Here is a 14,566-nt window from a genome sequence, read left to right on the forward strand (position 1 = left end):
ACACCACCCCGCCCACACCCCGATCAGGAAAACCCCAGATCAACCGTCCCTCGAAAGGATCCGCACCCATCTGAGTTTCAGCAGCTTCAAGGCCCTGCGCGGCCCGGCCGTGAAGCGGCCGGTACTGGAGGGGACCCTGCTCATCGCCCACTTCGCCGTGTACTTCGGCGGCCTGTTCACGGTGCTCTCCCCCGGCAAGGCGCTCGCCTTCGTCGCCGTCCACCAGGGTCTGTTCGGGATCTACCTCGGCTCCGTGTTCGCCCCCAACCACAAGGGCATGCCGATGATCGAGGAGGGGGAGCGCCTGGACTTCCTGCGCCGCCAGGTCCTCACCTCCCGCAACGTCACGGGCGGTGTGTTCGTCGACATCTTCATGGGTGGGCTGAACCACCAGATCGAGCACCATCTCTTCCCCAGCATGCCCACACCCGCCCTCGGCCGGGCCCAGGTCATCACCGAGCGGTACTGCGCCGAGCTGGGCGTCCCGTACTGCCGGACGGGGCTGTTCGCCTCGTACGCCACGGCGCTGCGCCACCTCAGGAGCGTGGGGGAACCGCTGCGCGAGGCCCGCTGACGGACCGCGGCACACCCTCCGGCGGGAGGGCGGGCAAGGGCGGGCGGCCCACCAGGGTCTGTCCGGCGGATCGAGTCGGGGGTAAGGGCGGCATCTGTCCGGCTGGGTCGAGCGGGGCTGGTGCGTGCAGCTGCACGGTGGAGGAGGGGGTCGACGCGGAGCGATGGGGGCCTCGCTCATGGGGGTCCCCCTGCTCGAGCGAAGCCGAGAGGGGGAGCAGAAGCCGGGAGTGGGAGAGCCGGCGAGTGATGACAACGCCGCTGAGGGCGCCCCCTCCTCGAAGAGCTGGGGGGAGTGCGTGCCGGTCCCCGCGTCTCCGGCATGATCCGCCGGCCAGGCCCTACGCCCACACCGCGTCGGCCAGGGCCGCGCCGGCGAAGGCCGCGCCCAGGCCGGCCGTGACGCTCGCCACGACATTCACGGCGGCATGGCGGACGGCCCCCGTCTCGGCGAGGCGAAGGGTCTCGTAGGAGAAGGTGGAGTACGTGGTCAGGGCACCGCACAGGCCGGTACCGAGCAGCAGCTGGAGCCGGGGGCCCGCGGCGCCCGCGGCCACCGCGCCGGTGAGCAGGCCGAGCACCAGGCAGCCGGCGACGTTCACCGTGAAGGTCCCCCAGGGGAAGACCGTGTCGCGCCGGGCCCGCACCGCGCGGTCGGTGAGGTGGCGCAGGGGCGCGCCGACCATGGCGCCCAGTACGACCAGCAGCCAGGTCACGGCGTACCTCCTCGCAGGGCACTGCCCGTCGGCTCCGTGGTGGCTGCGGCTCTCCTTCTCAGCACGCGGCGGGTCGCGGACGCGGCCAGCCATACGGTGGTGAGCGCCGCGAGCGGGGTGAGGACGAGATGGGCGAGCGCGAGGCCCCTGCTGCCGCCGGCGAACAGGTTGTGGCCGTCGACGGCGTAGGCCGAGAAGGTGGTGAAACCGCCGAGCACTCCGGTACCGAAGAACGGGCGGACGAGGGGGTGGGCCGTACGGGCTTCGGTGATGATCACCATGAACACGCCGATGATGGCGCAGCCGGTGATGTTGACCCCCAGGGTCGTCCAGGGGAAGCCGTTCGCCGGTGTCGGCCACCACAGCGCGGCCGCGTGGCGGGCGGCGGCGCCCGCTCCCCCGCCGAGCGCCACCACGGCGACGACGGGAGCGTGTGCGCGCAAGGAGGGGTGTGCGCGGAGGGCCTCGGTGGGCGGGGGTGTCACGGGCGTACGTCTCCTACTCGTCGAGCGGCCCAGGACGTGCGGGCGCGCGTCTTCACAAGTAGGGACCGTTGGCGGCGGTGCCGCGGTTCGGATACGGCGGGCCCCACCGCCGCGCCGCGAGACGTACTCGCGGCCGGGGGTCAGCTTAACGCCCGCGGGCGGGAAATCCCTCGGCCGTATGCACTACCACCCCTTCTCGAACATCTGTGTGACCTCGGCGATCCGCACCTCGTCGCGCCGGTAGTACGGGCGCCCGGCTGCACCGCCGGTGCGCAGCAGGCCGACGGCCGTGAGCAGCCGCAGGTGGGTGAGGGCGACCGGGTGGGCCATGCCGAACCGGCCGGCGACGGCCTCCGCGGTGGCGCCGTGTTCGGCGCGGCCGGGTTCCCTCAGCCAGGCCAGGATCTGCAGCCGTGTCCTGCCGTCGGGAGTCCTGATCATGCCGTCCACCTCCGCTCCGGCGCCCTCTCCGGGCTCTTCCACTGTCCCGCAGCCGACGCCCCCGTGTCAGGGGCTCCGGCACCCTTGCCCGGACAGTCGACCCGCCTGGACCGCAGGGCGGTCGAACGATGCATTGAATCGACGGCACAACCGCTTCACGGCACAACGGCGGGCGGCCCGGCCGCACACGTACCGTCGTGTGTGCGGCCGGACCCCGGCGTACGTACGTCAGGAGCTCACACGCTCACCGGTGGCTGAACCACGACATCGCGGGCAGCGCCCGGTCGTCGTAGCCGAACAGCGCCTGGTTCTCCCAGCCGTTTCCGGAGGCCGGGTCGGCCGGGTCCCAGCCGTTGCCGGTGCGGGCGGTCCAGGTCGCCTCCCAGTAGAAGACGCCGAGGCCCCGCCCGTTCGGAACGGCCTCCACGATGCTCGCCACGTCGTTCATCCACCGGGTCTGGCCCGCCGTGGTCGCCGGGTAGCCGGGGACCAGTTCCCCGGTGAGGTCGATGATGTTCTCGAGCCCGTCCTCGCTGTCGAGGCGGAACGGGTAAGCCGTCTCGGCGAGGAAGACCGGCTTGCCGTAGCGGGCGGCGGCGTCGTCCAGGGTGGTCTGGAAGTCGTGGAGCGTACCGTGCCAGTAGCCGTAGTACGACAGGCCGATGGCGTCGAACCTCACGCCCCGGGACACCGCGTTGTCGAACCACCAGCGGGTGCCGCCGAGGTCACCGCCCTCGGCGAGGTGCAGCGCGACGGTCGTGGACGGGGCGACCGCCTTGACGGCGTCGTAGCCGGAGTTGAGCAGGCCGGCGAGTTGCGTCCAGTTGCTGGTGGACCCCTCGTTCCAGAGCATGCCGCCGTTGATCTCGTTGCCGACCTGGACCATGTCCGCGGTGGTGCCCTGCGCCTTGAGGGCGCCCAGGACGTCGTACGTGTGCTGGTACACGTCCGCCTTCAACTGACTGTAGGAGTGGCCTGCCCAGGCGGCGGGCTTGTGCTGCTTGCCGGGGTCGGCCCAGGTGTCCGAGTAGTGGAAGTCGACCAGCAGCTTCATCCCCTGGGCCTTGACGCGCTGGGCCATGGCGAGGACACGTGCCTTGTTGTTGTAGCCGTCGGCCGGGTTCACCCAGACCTTCAGGCGGGCGTAGTTCATGCCGGCGGACCGCAGCAGGGCGACGCCGTCGCCGGCGCTGCCGGAGGCGGTCCGGTAGACGCCGCCCTTGGCCTCGCTCTTGGGCAGGGACGAGATGTCGGCGCCCTTGACCGCCAGGCCGGAGGTGCCCGGGGTGAAGGTCAGGTCGTCGACGTTGAGCCAGTTGCCCGCGTTGGCGTCGCTGTTGACGCTGATCGTGCACTGGTTGTTCGTCACCCTGACGGGCACGACGATCCGTATCCAGTCGCCGGCGGACACCGGCAGGTCGGTGCGCTGTTCGGTGCCGCCGCAATTCTTGAGCGCGAGGTATGCGGCGTTCTGGCCGCCGCCGGAGCGGACCCAGGCGGTCAGCCTGTAGTCGCCGTTGGCCAGACCGGACAGGTACTGGTAGGTCTCCACCTTGTAGGCCGAGGACGACCAGTGGGACAGGCGGTGACTTCCGCTGCGGCCACCGGACTCGGTGTACGAGGCGCCGGTGGCACCGTACTCCGACCAGCCGCTCGGGGTTGCGGCTCCCGAACCGTCTGCTTCGAAGCCGCCGTTGGTGAGGGTGCTCGCCGCCGTCGCGGTCTGGGCGGGCAGCGCGGTGAGGGCCAGCCCTGCGGCGAGCGGCGGCAGCAGGGCCCGGAGCACGCGTAAGCGTGTGGGCGTGGGTGTGGGCGTGGGTGTGGGCGTGGGTGTGGGTGTGGGTGTGGGTGTGGGTGTGGGTGTGGGTGTGGGTGTGGGTGTGCGTCTGGGATGGAACATCGGTGTCCGTCGTCCCTTCGACGTGGGGAGAGGAGCGCCCCCGCCCGCGGCGGGGGCGGGGCCTCCCTCCGCCCGCGGCGTGCGCTGCTCACGCGGGCGGAGGGGAGTCGTGGCTCAGCCGTCGAGCCGGACGACCCGGACGGCTCCGGCCGGGACCGCCAGGCGGCCCGTGGCGCGTTCACCCGTCAGCAGCTCGGTGCCGGGGGTGTCCAGCGACACCTTGGTGTCGCCGGCGGTGTGGTTGATCACGAACAGGAAGGTGCCGGACTCCCCGGTGCGGCGCACCACTTCGACGTCGTGGGGCAGGTCGGCGCGCGGGGTGATCCGGGTGTCCTCGACGGCCCAGCCGAGCAGCGCGTCCAGGCCTTCGGCGCCCAGGCGGGTGGAGACGTACCAGGCGCTGCCCTCACCGAAGCGGTGGCGGGTGACGGCGGGGTGGCCGGCGGTGAGGCCGTCGGCGTAGGTCCAGACGGTCTCGGCACCGCGCGGCACCACGAACTCGGACCATACGTCGGCGCCGAGTTCGGAGCCGTCGGGGCCGGTCAGGCGCACCTGGGCGCCGGCGCCGAGCGGCGAGAACTCCTCGACGGTCAGGCCGAGGACGTCCCGCAGGGCCCCCGGGTAGGCGCCGTCGTGCACGGCGTCGTGTTCGTCGACGATGCCGGAGAAGTACGAGACGACGAGGGTGCCGCCGTTCTCGACGTACTCCTTGAGGTTGTTCCCCGCCGCCTCGGTCATCAGGTACAGGGCGGGGACGACGACCAGGGGGTAGCGCGACAGGTCGGCTTCCGGGTGGGCGAAGTCGACGGTGAGGTGGCGGTCGTAGAGCACCTCGTAGAAGGCGTCGGCGCGTTCGCGGGCGTCGTGGTCCTCGGTGGGGCGCCAGTCGAGGTTCTGCGCCCACCAGGAGTGCCAGTCCCACAGCACGGCGACATCGGCCTCGGTGCGGGTTCCGCGCAGAGGCGTCAACGCATCGATGTGCGCGCCGAGTTCGACGACCTCGCGCCAGACGCGGGTGTCCGTGCCGCCGTGCGGGAGCATCGCCGAGTGGAACTTCTCGGCGCCGCGCCTGGACTGGCGCCACTGGAAGAACAGGGCGCCCTCGGAGCCGCGGGCCACGTGCGCGAGGGAGTTGCGGGCCATCTGGCCGGGCGCCTTGGCGGGGTTGCGGGGCTGCCAGTTGACGCCCGAGGTGGAGTGCTCGAGCAGCAGCCAGGGGGCGCCGCCGGCGACGGAGCGGGTGAGGTCGGCGGACATCGCCAGGTTCACGTGGGTGCGGCGGCCGTCGGTGATCAGGTAGTGGTCGTTGGTGACGAAGTCGACCTCGCGGCCCCAGGCCCAGTAGTCCATGGAGTCGCACTGGCTGAGGGCCGTCATGAAGTTGGTGGTGACCGGGATGCCGGGTGAGAGGCGGTGCAGGATGTCCCGCTCGGTGACGAAGTTCTCCCGCACGGTCGCGTCGGCGAACCGCCGGTAGTCCAGCGCCTGGGCGGGGTTGCCGACCGTCGGGGTGGCCCGCGGCGGGTTGATCTGTTCGAAGTCCGCGTAGCGCTGGCCCCAGAAGGCGGTGCCCCAGGCCTCGTTGACGGCGTCGACGGTGCCGTAGGTGCGGGCGAGCCAGCGGCGGAAGTGAGCGGCGCACCCGTCGCAGTAGCAGGCGGAGACGGGGACGCCGTACTCGTTGTGGACGTGCCACATCGCGAGCGCGGGATGGTCCCCGTACCGCTCGGCGAGCCTGGTGGTGATGTCCGCGGCGGCGGTGCGGTAGTCGGGGTTGCTGTGGCAGATGGCGCCGCGGGAGCCGAACTCGTAGCGCATCCCCTCCGCGGTCACCGGCAGCGCGTCCGGGTGGGCGCGGTAGAACCAGACGGGCGGCACCACGGTGGGCGTGCCGAGGTCGGCGCGGATGCCGTTCTCGTGCAGCAGGTCCAGGACCCGGTCGAGCCAGCCGAAGTCGTGGACGCCGGGCTCGGGCTCCAGCAGGGCCCAGGAGAAGATGCCGACGCTCACCATGGTGACGCCGGCCTCACGCATCAGCCGGACGTCCTCGGTCCAGACGCTTTCCGGCCACTGCTCGGGGTTGTAGTCCCCACCGAAGGCGAGCCCGGTGAGGCCCGTGGGGATGGTCTCCGGCATGGATTGTCTCCCGATATGTCGAACTACTGGGAACGTACACACACACTTTCGGCGGCGCGAAGCCAACATAACCGCACAGCAGCAACCATTGACAAGCGTCCGGGATGTTTCTCTACTGTGAACGCTCACAGAGCAGCGCGAGTCAGGGTACGAGCCGCGCGCCGCTGGGGCAGCAGGTCTTCGCGAGAGGCGGGGGCCCAGGTCAGGGGAGAGTTCCATGCGATACACGAAGCACCGTCGCCTCGTGGGTTCCGCCATGGCGGTCACGCTCGGCGCCACCGCGCTGGCCGCGTGCGGCTCGTCGTCGGACGACGACAGCGGGGCCCGGTCCGGCCCGGTCTCACTGACGTACTGGACCTGGGCCCCCGGCATGGACAAGGTCGTGGACCTGTGGAACGAGGGTCCGGGCAAGAAGGAGCAGATCAAGGTCACGGTGAAGAAGCAGGCATCCGGCGACACGCTGGTCACCAAGATCCTCACCGCGCACAAGGCGGGCACGGCCCCAGACCTGGTGCAGGCGGAGTACCAGGCGCTGCCCACGCTGGTCAGCAATGACGCGCTCGCCGACATCTCCAAGGACGTGGGCGACGCGAAGGACGAGTTCGCGGACGGCGTCTGGCAGCAGACCACGCTCGGCACGGACGCGGTGTACGCGGTTCCGCAGGACATCGGGCCGATGATGTTCTACTACCGCGAGGACCTGTTCGAGGAGTACGGCCTGACGGTGCCGACGACCTGGGACGAGTTCGCGGACACCGCGCGCAAGCTCAAGAAGCAGTCGCCGAAGACGGACCTGACCACGTTCTCCGCCAACGACTCGGGCCTGTTCGCGGGCCTGGCCCAGCAGGCCGGCGCGCAGTGGTGGACCACGTCGGGTGACAAGTGGAAGGTCGGGATCTCCGACGACGCGACCAGGAAGGTCGCCGAGTTCTGGGGCGGCCTGGTCAAGGAGGGTGCGATCGACAACCAGCCGATGTACACCCCCGCCTGGAACAAGGCGCTCAACACCGGCAAGCAGATCGCGTGGGTCAGCGCCGTGTGGGCGCCGGGCACGCTGAGCACGGCCGCGCCGGACACCAAGGGCAAGTGGGCCATGGCCCCGCTCCCCCAGTGGACCGAGGGGGAGAACCGCACCGGCAGCTGGGGCGGCTCGTCGACCGGCGTCACCACGGACTCCGGGAACAAGGAGGCCGCCGCGAAGTTCGCCGCCTGGCTGAACACCGACGGCGACGCCCTGAACGCGCTGGCGAAGGAGAGCGGCATCTACCCGGCTTCCGCCTCGGCCCAGCTCAGCGGCGCCTTCGCCACCCCGCCGGAGTACTTCTCCAACCAGCCGGACTTCTACAAGGACGCCGCCGAGATCGCGCAGACCACCGCGCCGTCCGCCTGGGGCCCGAACGTCAACGTGGCGTACACGACGTTCAAGGACGCCTTCGGTGCCGCGGCGAAGAACAAGTCCGACTTCGTCGCGGCCGTGGACACGATGCAGCAGGACACGGTCGCCGATCTGAAGAAGCAGGGCTTCGAGGTCGCTCCGTGACATCTCCGGCACGTGGGAAGGCGTACGGGGGCGAAGGGGCCCCGCACGCCCGCCCGTCCCGCACCTCCGCGCCGATGCGCACCCGAAGCGCCCCCTTCCTCTTCCTGATCCCCGCGACGGTCCTCTTCCTGCTCTTCTTCGCGCTGCCCATCGGGTACGCGATCTGGCTCAGCTTCCGCAAGGTGCAGGTGTCCGGGCTCGGCCTGGGCGCCGGCGCCCGGAAGGAGGTCTGGGCCGGCCTGGAGAACTACACCGCCGCGCTCTCCGACAGCGAGCTGCTGGACGGCGCGCTGCGCGTGCTCGGCTACGGCTGCATCGTGGTGCCGGTGATGCTGGGGCTCGCCCTGGTGTTCGCGCTGATGCTGGACTCCGAGCGGGTGCGGCTCGCACCCTTCACCCGGCTCGCGATCTTCCTGCCGTACGCCATCCCCGGCGTGATCGCGGCGCTGCTGTGGGGCTTCCTGTACCTGCCCGACGTGAGCCCGTTCCACTTCGTGCTCGGCGAGTTCGGCCTGCCGCAGCCGGACCTGCTGGACGGCGGTCCGCTGTTCCTCGCCCTGTCGAACATCGCGGTGTGGGGCGGCACCGGCTTCAACATGATCGTCATCTACACCGCGCTGCGGGCCATCCCGGCCGAGGTGTACGAGGCGGCGAAGCTGGACGGCGCCACCCCCCTGCAGATCGCACTGAAGATCAAGATCCCGATGGTCGCGCCGTCGCTCGTGCTCACCTTCTTCTTCTCGATCATCGCGACCCTCCAGGTGTTCAACGAACCGACCACGCTGAAGCCGCTCACCAACTCCGTCTCCACCACCTGGAGTCCGCTGATGAAGGTGTACCAGGACGCCTTCGGCAACGGCGACATCTACTCGGCCGCCGCCCAGGCCGCCCTCATCGCGCTCGCCACCCTGGTGCTCTCCTTCGGCTTCCTGCGGGCCGCGAACCGACGCAACAAGTGGGACGGCAGTCAAGGAGTCGCCCGATGAGTTCCGTGGCCCTGAACAAGACCGAGCCCGTGGCCGGCATCGCCCCGGGCACCGGCCGGGGTCCGGCGCGGCCCCGCCGTATCGCCCTGGTCCCCACCCTGACGCTGCTGCTCGGCGCGCTGTACTGCCTGCTGCCGGTGGCCTGGGTGGTCATCGCGTCGACCAAGTCCGGCAGTGAGCTGTTCTCCACGTTCACGTTCTGGCCGGGCACCGGCCTCACCGAGAACCTCTCCGACCTGAACGCGTACCGCGACGGCGTCTACTGGCAGTGGATGGGCAACTCCGCCCTGTACGCCGGACTCGGCGCCCTGCTGTCCACGTGCGTGTCGGCGGTCAGCGGCTACGCGCTGGCGGTCTACCGCTTCCGGGGCCGCGAGACGCTGTTCAACGTGCTGCTCGCGGGCGTGCTGATGCCGCCGGTGATCCTCGCCGTCCCGCAGTACCTGCTGCTGGCCCGGGCGGGCCTCACGGACTCCTACCTGTCCGTGCTGCTCCCGCAGATCCTCTCCCCGTACGGTGTCTACCTCGCGCGGATCTACGCCGCGGCGTCGGTGCCGTCCGACGTGGTGGAGGCCGGGCGGATGGACGGGGCGGGCGAGTGGCGGATCTTCACCCGGGTCGCGCTGCCGATGATGCTGCCCGGACTGGTGACGGTCTTCCTGTTCCAGTTCGTCGCGATCTGGAACAACTTCCTGCTGCCGTACATCATGCTCAGCGACGACGAGAAGTTCCCGATCACGCTCGGTCTGTACACGCTCCTCGAACAGGGCGCCAACACCCCGGCGTTGTACACCCTGGTGATCACCGGTGCGTTCCTCGCGGTGTTTCCGCTGGTCGCGCTCTTCCTGGTCATCCAGCGGTTCTGGAGCCTTGATCTGCTGTCCGGAGCCGTAAAGTCATGACCATGAGCAACACCGGGGGCAGGCGCAGGCCGCCGACGATCCACGACGTGGCGCGCGAGGCCGGTGTCTCGCGCGGCACCGTCTCACGCGTGCTCAACGGCGGCCACTACGTCAGCCCGTCCGCGGCGGAGGCGGTCAACGCCGCGATCCGCAGGACGGGTTACGTGGTGAACCGGCACGCCCGCTCGCTGATCACCGGCCGGTCCGACTCGGTGGGCTTCCTGCTGACGGAGCCCCAGGAGCGGTTCTTCGAGGATCCCAACTTCAACGTCCTGCTGCGTGGTTGCACGCAGGCGCTGGCCGCGCACGACATTCCGCTGCTGCTGATGATCGCCGGCACGCAGGCCGAACGGCGGCGCATAGTCCGGTACATCACCGCCGGGCACGTCGACGGGGTGCTGCTGGTCTCCAGCCACTCGGGCGATCCGGTGGCCGAGGAACTGCGGGCCGCGGGCGTGCCGCTGGTCGCGTGCGGCAAGCCGATCGGGCTGGGTTCCAAGGTGAGTTACGTGGCCGCGGACGACCGGGACGGTGCCCGTGACATGGTGCGCCATCTGCTGTCGCTCGGCCGGCGCAGGGTGGGCGTGGTGACCGGCCCGCTCGACACTCCGGGCGGCGTGGAGCGCCTCGCGGGGTACAAGGAGGTACTCGCCGAGGCCGGCATCGGGATCGACGAGCGGCTCATCGTCTCCGGCGACTACAGCAGGGCCAGCGGCGAGGCGGGCGCGGAGCGGCTGCTGGCCGGGGCACCCGACATGGACGCCGTGTTCGTCGCCTCGGACCTGATGGCGCAGGGTGTGCTGACGACACTGCACCGCACGGGACGCCGGGTGCCCCAGGACGTGGCAGTCGGCGGCTTCGACGACTCCCGGGCCGCCGTCTCCACCAGCCCCGGCCTGACCACGATCCGCCAGCCGTGGGACCGCATCAGCTCCGAGATGGTACGGGTCCTGCTCGCCCAGGTGGGCGGCGAGGACCCGGCCACGGTGATCCTCCCCACGGAACTGGTGAAGCGCGAGTCGGCATAGGGGCGCGTCGGCCCCGGGCGTGACGCGCGTGTCGCGCGCGCATGGCCCGTACATCACCCAATCGTTAGTTGAAATTCGAACAAATGTTACCGTTCACTCATGGCAGCGGAGACGGCCGGCATCCGGCTCGAGGAGCGGTGGCGGGAGATTCTGTCGGTACACGCGCGCACCCTCGGCGAGATCGACCGTGCGCTGCATCCACACGGCCTGGGCGCCTCCGACTTCGAGGTGCTCGACCTGCTCGCGACCGCGCCGCCCCAGGAGGGCGAGCACTGCAGGGTGCAGAACCTGGGCGGGCGGGTCCACCTCAGCCAGAGCGCCCTGTCCCGCCTCATCGCCCGGCTGGAGAGGGACGGACTGGTCGTCCGCAGCCTCTGCGCAAAGGACCGGCGGGGCGTCCACGTCACGCTCACCCGCAAGGGCCGTGACCTGCACGCCGAGGTACTGCCGCTCCAGCGCGCGGCCCTGGCCCGCGCGCTGGGCGAGTAGTCCGCCGGACAGACCTAGGGGCGGGCCAGCAGGGTGCGCACCCCCTCGGACGTCAGTGTCAGGCGGTGCTCCGAGCTGCCGTCGATGGTGAGGGACAGCTCGTCGGCCGGCCACTGCGCGGCCAGCGCCCCGAGCGGCACCAGCCGGTAGCGGGAGACGAACGGCAGCAGCCCCGACATCTCCAGTTCCGAGGTGAACACCGGCACCACCTGGATGCCGTCCGGCTGCTCCATCACCGGCAGCGCGACCGCGCCGGGGTCGGCGGCCTCGTCACCCGCGTCGTCGGGCACGGGGATCAGTACGTCACTGTTGGCGAGGGCGTCCAGCGCCGCCGTGTCCTGGGTGTTGTCGGCGAGAGCGTCCAGAGCCCGCTGGGCGGACGTGGGGTCGTTGTTCTCGTGCGCGGGTGTCTCCATGGCGGCTTCCCTCGTAGCGGCGGTCGTACGGACCCGCCCCGGACGGAATCGGCGACGGGCATCGGCGATCCGCGACGAGCGATCCGCACGCGGCGGACCGGCAGAACGGCGGATCAGCTGATCGGACCAGGATCCGCTCCGGGCACGGTCCTGCCCGCGTACCCGGTCGCACGACCCGCAATCCTCCCGGCGTCGGAAGATGCGGGAGGGGACACCCCATCGGAGCCCCCTGACCGGCATGGTTATCATATGAGCGCCGCCTAGCTCGAAAGATAATCCTGTGACTGTCAATGAAGACTCGTTCACCAGCTGGAAGCACCGCGAGGAGATCGCGGAGTCGATGATCCCGATCATCGGGAAGCTGCACCGCGAGCGGGACGTCACCGTCCTGCTGCACAGCCGCTCCTTGGTGAACAAGTCGGTGGTCTCGATCCTCAAGACCCACCGCTTCGCCCGTCAGATCTCCGGCCAGGAGCTGTCGGTCACCGAGACGCTGCCCTTCCTCCAGGCACTCACCGCGCTCGACCTCGGTCCGTCCCAGATCGACCTCGGTCTGCTCGCCGCGACCTACCGGACCGACGACCGCGGCCTGTCGGTTGCGGAGTTCACCGCCGAGGCCGTGGCCGGTGCCACGGGCGCCGACAGGGCCGACCGCCGCGAGCCGCGCGACGTCGTCCTCTACGGCTTCGGCCGCATCGGCCGGCTCCTCGCCCGCCTGCTCATCGAGAAGTCCGGCTCCGGCAACGGCCTGCGGCTGCGCGCCATCGTGGTCCGCCGGGGCGGCGAACAGGACATCGTCAAGCGCGCCTCCCTGCTGCGCCGCGACTCCGTGCACGGTCAGTTCCAGGGCACGATCACCGTGGACGAGGCGAACGGCACGATCGTCGCCAACGGCAACACCATCAAGATGATCTACGCCGACGACCCCTCGCAGCTGGACTACACGGCGTACGGCATCAAGAACGCCATCCTCATCGACAACACCGGCAAGTGGCGCGACCGCGAGGGGCTCTCGCAGCATCTGCGCCCCGGTGTCGACAAGGTCGTGCTGACCGCGCCCGGCAAGGGCGACGTGCCCAACATCGTGCACGGCGTCAACCACGAGACCCTCAAGCCGGACGAGCAGATCCTTTCCTGCGCCTCCTGCACCACCAACGCGATCGTCCCGCCGCTCAAGGCGATGGCGGACGAGTACGGTGTGCTGCGCGGCCATGTGGAGACCGTCCACTCGTTCACCAACGACCAGAATCTGCTGGACAACTACCACAAGTCCGAGCGCCGCGGCCGCTCCGCGCCGCTGAACATGGTGATCACCGAGACGGGTGCCGCCTCCGCCGTCGCCAAGGCGCTGCCCGACCTCGACGCGACGATCACCGGCAGCTCGATCCGGGTCCCGGTGCCGAACGTCTCCATCGCGATCCTCAACCTCCAGCTGGGCCGCGCGACCGACCGCGCCGAGGTGCTCGAGTACCTCCGCGAGGTGTCGCTCACCTCGCCGTTGAAGCGTCAGATCGACTTCATCAGCGCCCCCGACGCGGTCTCCAGCGACTTCATCGGCTCACGGCACGCCTCGATCGTCGACGCCGGCGCCCTCAAGGTCGAGGGCGACAACGCGATCCTGTACCTCTGGTACGACAACGAGTTCGGCTACTCCTGCCAGGTCGTCCGGGTCGTCCAGTACGTCTCCGGCGTGGAGTACCCGACCTTCCCTGCGCCGGCTTCCTGACCGGCCGGGTACGGCCGAGCGGACAGAAGGACACACCGACGGAAGGTACGGCGGGGCGGGGCCGGCGAACGAGTTCGCCGGCCCCGCCCCGCCGTACCGCGTCGCTTTCCTCCCACTACCAGTAAAAATAAGGGCCTGTTCAGGCCCCAGGCGCCGACGAGGGGGCCAAACCGCGTCACGCCGAGGTCCGGATCGGTAACGATCAGCTCGTATCGGTTGCCGGACCCGGAACAGTTCCTAGTCTGCGGACATGGCGCTTTTCAGTAGTCGTACCGGTAAACGTCCCCGCCTCGCCCCCGCCCTCGACGATGTCGCCCTCGGGCGCGTCCTCCGGCAGGTGAGCAAACGCGGTGGGGGCGTCAAGTCGACGGAGGTGACTCTCGTCGCGGCCTTCCTGGAGGAAACCGGGGACAACTGGGACCAGCGCAGCCATCGGGTGTCCGTGCTGGCCGGAGAGACAGCCGAATCGGGGTCCGACCTGGCCTCGGCCTGGCTGACCAGGTCGCCGAAGAACCCCGACGCGCTGGTGTTCCACTCCTGGGTCGGTCTGATGCGCGGCCTGCGGGACAGACATCTGGAGGACGCGGGACAGTTGGTGACCCAGTGCCATCGGGCCGCGGAGTTGAATCCGGCGGATCCGCTGCCCTGGGTGGCCCTGCTCGGCATGGCCCGCATCGAGCGGTATCCGCAGAGCGAGGTCAACGCCATCTGGCGGGAGGCCACCGGACGCGACCGCTGGCACCGCGAGGCCTACTTGCAGATGCTCGCCCATCTGTCGCCGGAGGAAGGGGGCTCGAGCGCGGCAGTCCTCGACTTCATCGACGTGGTGCGCACCCGGATACCGGCCAACGCGCCGTGCGCCGCGGTCGAGCTGACCGCGGCCGTCCGGCAGTACCAGGGGCTGGTGGCGCAGGGCGGCGTCCGGGCCATGACGGCCGGTCAGCTGTGGGACGGCGGACAGATCGCGGCCTCGCTGGAGCAGGCCGCCTCCCTCTGGGCGAAGCCGGGGTTCTTCCAGCACGCGGCGGCCCAGGCGGACCTGAACGTCCTGGCGTACGCGCTGTGCGCGGCCGGCCGCGCCGTTGACGCGAACCATGTGTTCGAGGCGCTCCAGGGAACGGTGACCCCATGGCCGTGGGACGACGACGGACCCGCGGTCCAGCGGTTCGAGCAGCACAGGGCCAAGGCGGAGCGGGGACGGCAGGGCGGCGTCGGAGGAGCCTGACAC

At 70.4% G+C, this 14,566-nt stretch carries 14 protein-coding genes; 8 read left to right on the plus strand and 6 right to left on the minus strand.

All coding sequences use genetic code 11. The features are described 5' to 3' along the window. The coding region (locus tag ACFP2V_RS35780) for a fatty acid desaturase family protein (RefSeq protein ID WP_381219908.1) at nucleotides 1–574 on the plus strand (574 nt) is incomplete at its 5' end. 340 nt (nucleotides 575–914) lie between these two features. On the opposite strand, the gene crcB is transcribed toward ACFP2V_RS35780, so the two are convergent. The 5 genes from crcB to ACFP2V_RS35805 all read right to left on the minus strand — a co-directional run bounded on the left by crcB (nucleotide 915) and on the right by ACFP2V_RS35805 (nucleotide 6,251). Continuing rightward, the gene (gene crcB, locus ACFP2V_RS35785; RefSeq protein ID WP_381219911.1) at nucleotides 915–1,289 is read right to left on the minus strand and encodes a fluoride efflux transporter CrcB; all 375 of its coding nucleotides are present in this window, start codon (nucleotides 1,287–1,289) and stop codon (nucleotides 915–917) included. Further along, nucleotides 1,286–1,774 (minus strand): fluoride efflux transporter FluC, encoded by a 489-nt coding sequence (locus ACFP2V_RS35790; protein WP_381219914.1) that lies wholly within the window; start codon nucleotides 1,772–1,774, stop codon nucleotides 1,286–1,288. The genes crcB and ACFP2V_RS35790 overlap by 4 nt, the downstream gene beginning before the upstream one ends. A 183-nt stretch (nucleotides 1,775–1,957) precedes the next feature. Continuing rightward, complete coding sequence (locus tag ACFP2V_RS35795) at nucleotides 1,958–2,215, minus strand: winged helix-turn-helix domain-containing protein (protein WP_381219917.1); 258 nt, start codon at nucleotides 2,213–2,215, stop codon at nucleotides 1,958–1,960. 244 nt (nucleotides 2,216–2,459) lie between these two features. Further along, nucleotides 2,460–4,001: a glycoside hydrolase family 53 protein gene (locus ACFP2V_RS35800; RefSeq protein WP_381219920.1), complete on the minus strand. Its 1,542-nt coding sequence runs from the start codon at nucleotides 3,999–4,001 to the stop codon at nucleotides 2,460–2,462. A gap of 228 nt (nucleotides 4,002–4,229) precedes the next feature. Continuing rightward, entirely contained in the window at nucleotides 4,230–6,251 is a 2,022-nt protein-coding gene (locus tag ACFP2V_RS35805) for a beta-galactosidase (protein ID WP_381219923.1), read from the minus strand. A gap of 217 nt (nucleotides 6,252–6,468) precedes the next feature. On the opposite strand from ACFP2V_RS35805, the gene ACFP2V_RS35810 reads away from it, so the two are divergent. The 5 genes from ACFP2V_RS35810 to ACFP2V_RS35830 all read left to right on the plus strand — a co-directional run bounded on the left by ACFP2V_RS35810 (nucleotide 6,469) and on the right by ACFP2V_RS35830 (nucleotide 11,196). Next, complete coding sequence (locus tag ACFP2V_RS35810; protein ID WP_381219927.1) at nucleotides 6,469–7,791, plus strand: ABC transporter substrate-binding protein; 1,323 nt, start codon at nucleotides 6,469–6,471, stop codon at nucleotides 7,789–7,791. Between the two features lie 74 nt (nucleotides 7,792–7,865). Next, nucleotides 7,866–8,777: a carbohydrate ABC transporter permease gene (locus ACFP2V_RS35815; protein ID WP_381219931.1), complete on the plus strand. Its 912-nt coding sequence runs from the start codon at nucleotides 7,866–7,868 to the stop codon at nucleotides 8,775–8,777. Then, a complete protein-coding gene (locus tag ACFP2V_RS35820) occupies nucleotides 8,774–9,679 on the plus strand; it encodes a carbohydrate ABC transporter permease (protein ID WP_381219934.1) in 906 nt (301 codons plus the stop codon). Before ACFP2V_RS35815 ends, ACFP2V_RS35820 begins: the two co-directional genes overlap by 4 nt. Next, nucleotides 9,676–10,707: a LacI family DNA-binding transcriptional regulator gene (locus ACFP2V_RS35825; RefSeq protein ID WP_381219937.1), complete on the plus strand. Its 1,032-nt coding sequence runs from the start codon at nucleotides 9,676–9,678 to the stop codon at nucleotides 10,705–10,707. Before ACFP2V_RS35820 ends, ACFP2V_RS35825 begins: the two co-directional genes overlap by 4 nt. 99 nt (nucleotides 10,708–10,806) lie before the next feature. Next, entirely contained in the window at nucleotides 10,807–11,196 is a 390-nt protein-coding gene (locus ACFP2V_RS35830) for a MarR family winged helix-turn-helix transcriptional regulator (protein ID WP_381219940.1), read from the plus strand. A 14-nt stretch (nucleotides 11,197–11,210) separates the two neighbouring features. Here the strand turns inward: ACFP2V_RS35830 and ACFP2V_RS35835 are convergent, their stop codons facing one another. Next, on the minus strand, nucleotides 11,211–11,612 hold the full coding sequence (locus tag ACFP2V_RS35835) for an SseB family protein (RefSeq protein ID WP_381219943.1): 402 nt from the start codon (nucleotides 11,610–11,612) through the stop codon (nucleotides 11,211–11,213). A gap of 280 nt (nucleotides 11,613–11,892) precedes the next feature. On the opposite strand from ACFP2V_RS35835, the gene ACFP2V_RS35840 reads away from it, so the two are divergent. Both ACFP2V_RS35840 and ACFP2V_RS35845 read left to right on the plus strand, forming a co-directional pair. Beyond that, nucleotides 11,893–13,338 (plus strand): glyceraldehyde-3-phosphate dehydrogenase, encoded by a 1,446-nt coding sequence (locus ACFP2V_RS35840; protein WP_381219946.1) that lies wholly within the window; start codon nucleotides 11,893–11,895, stop codon nucleotides 13,336–13,338. Nucleotides 13,339–13,588: 250 nt separating this feature from the next. Continuing rightward, on the plus strand, nucleotides 13,589–14,563 hold the full coding sequence (locus ACFP2V_RS35845) for a hypothetical protein (RefSeq protein WP_381219949.1): 975 nt from the start codon (nucleotides 13,589–13,591) through the stop codon (nucleotides 14,561–14,563). Nucleotides 14,564–14,566 lie beyond the last annotated feature (3 nt).

This window comes from Streptomyces incanus (assembly GCF_042656345.1).
GTDB classification, from domain to species: Bacteria; Actinomycetota; Actinomycetes; order Streptomycetales; family Streptomycetaceae; genus Streptomyces; species Streptomyces incanus.

What these genes read in the sequence shown, in the direction of transcription:
- ACFP2V_RS35805 (WP_381219923.1), bottom strand. Translation starts at nt 6,251, where the DNA reads ATGCCGGAGACCATCCCCACGGGCCTCACCGGGCTCGCCTTCGGTGGG.
- ACFP2V_RS35830 (WP_381219940.1), top strand. Translation starts at nt 10,807, where the DNA reads ATGGCAGCGGAGACGGCCGGCATCCGGCTCGAGGAGCGGTGGCGGGAG.
- ACFP2V_RS35810 (WP_381219927.1), top strand. Translation starts at nt 6,469, where the DNA reads ATGCGATACACGAAGCACCGTCGCCTCGTGGGTTCCGCCATGGCGGTC.
- ACFP2V_RS35845 (WP_381219949.1), top strand. Translation starts at nt 13,589, where the DNA reads ATGGCGCTTTTCAGTAGTCGTACCGGTAAACGTCCCCGCCTCGCCCCC.
- ACFP2V_RS35835 (WP_381219943.1), bottom strand. Translation starts at nt 11,612, where the DNA reads ATGGAGACACCCGCGCACGAGAACAACGACCCCACGTCCGCCCAGCGG.
- ACFP2V_RS35820 (WP_381219934.1), top strand. Translation starts at nt 8,774, where the DNA reads ATGAGTTCCGTGGCCCTGAACAAGACCGAGCCCGTGGCCGGCATCGCC.
- ACFP2V_RS35825 (WP_381219937.1), top strand. Translation starts at nt 9,676, where the DNA reads ATGACCATGAGCAACACCGGGGGCAGGCGCAGGCCGCCGACGATCCAC.
- ACFP2V_RS35795 (WP_381219917.1), bottom strand. Translation starts at nt 2,215, where the DNA reads ATGATCAGGACTCCCGACGGCAGGACACGGCTGCAGATCCTGGCCTGG.
- ACFP2V_RS35815 (WP_381219931.1), top strand. Translation starts at nt 7,866, where the DNA reads ATGCGCACCCGAAGCGCCCCCTTCCTCTTCCTGATCCCCGCGACGGTC.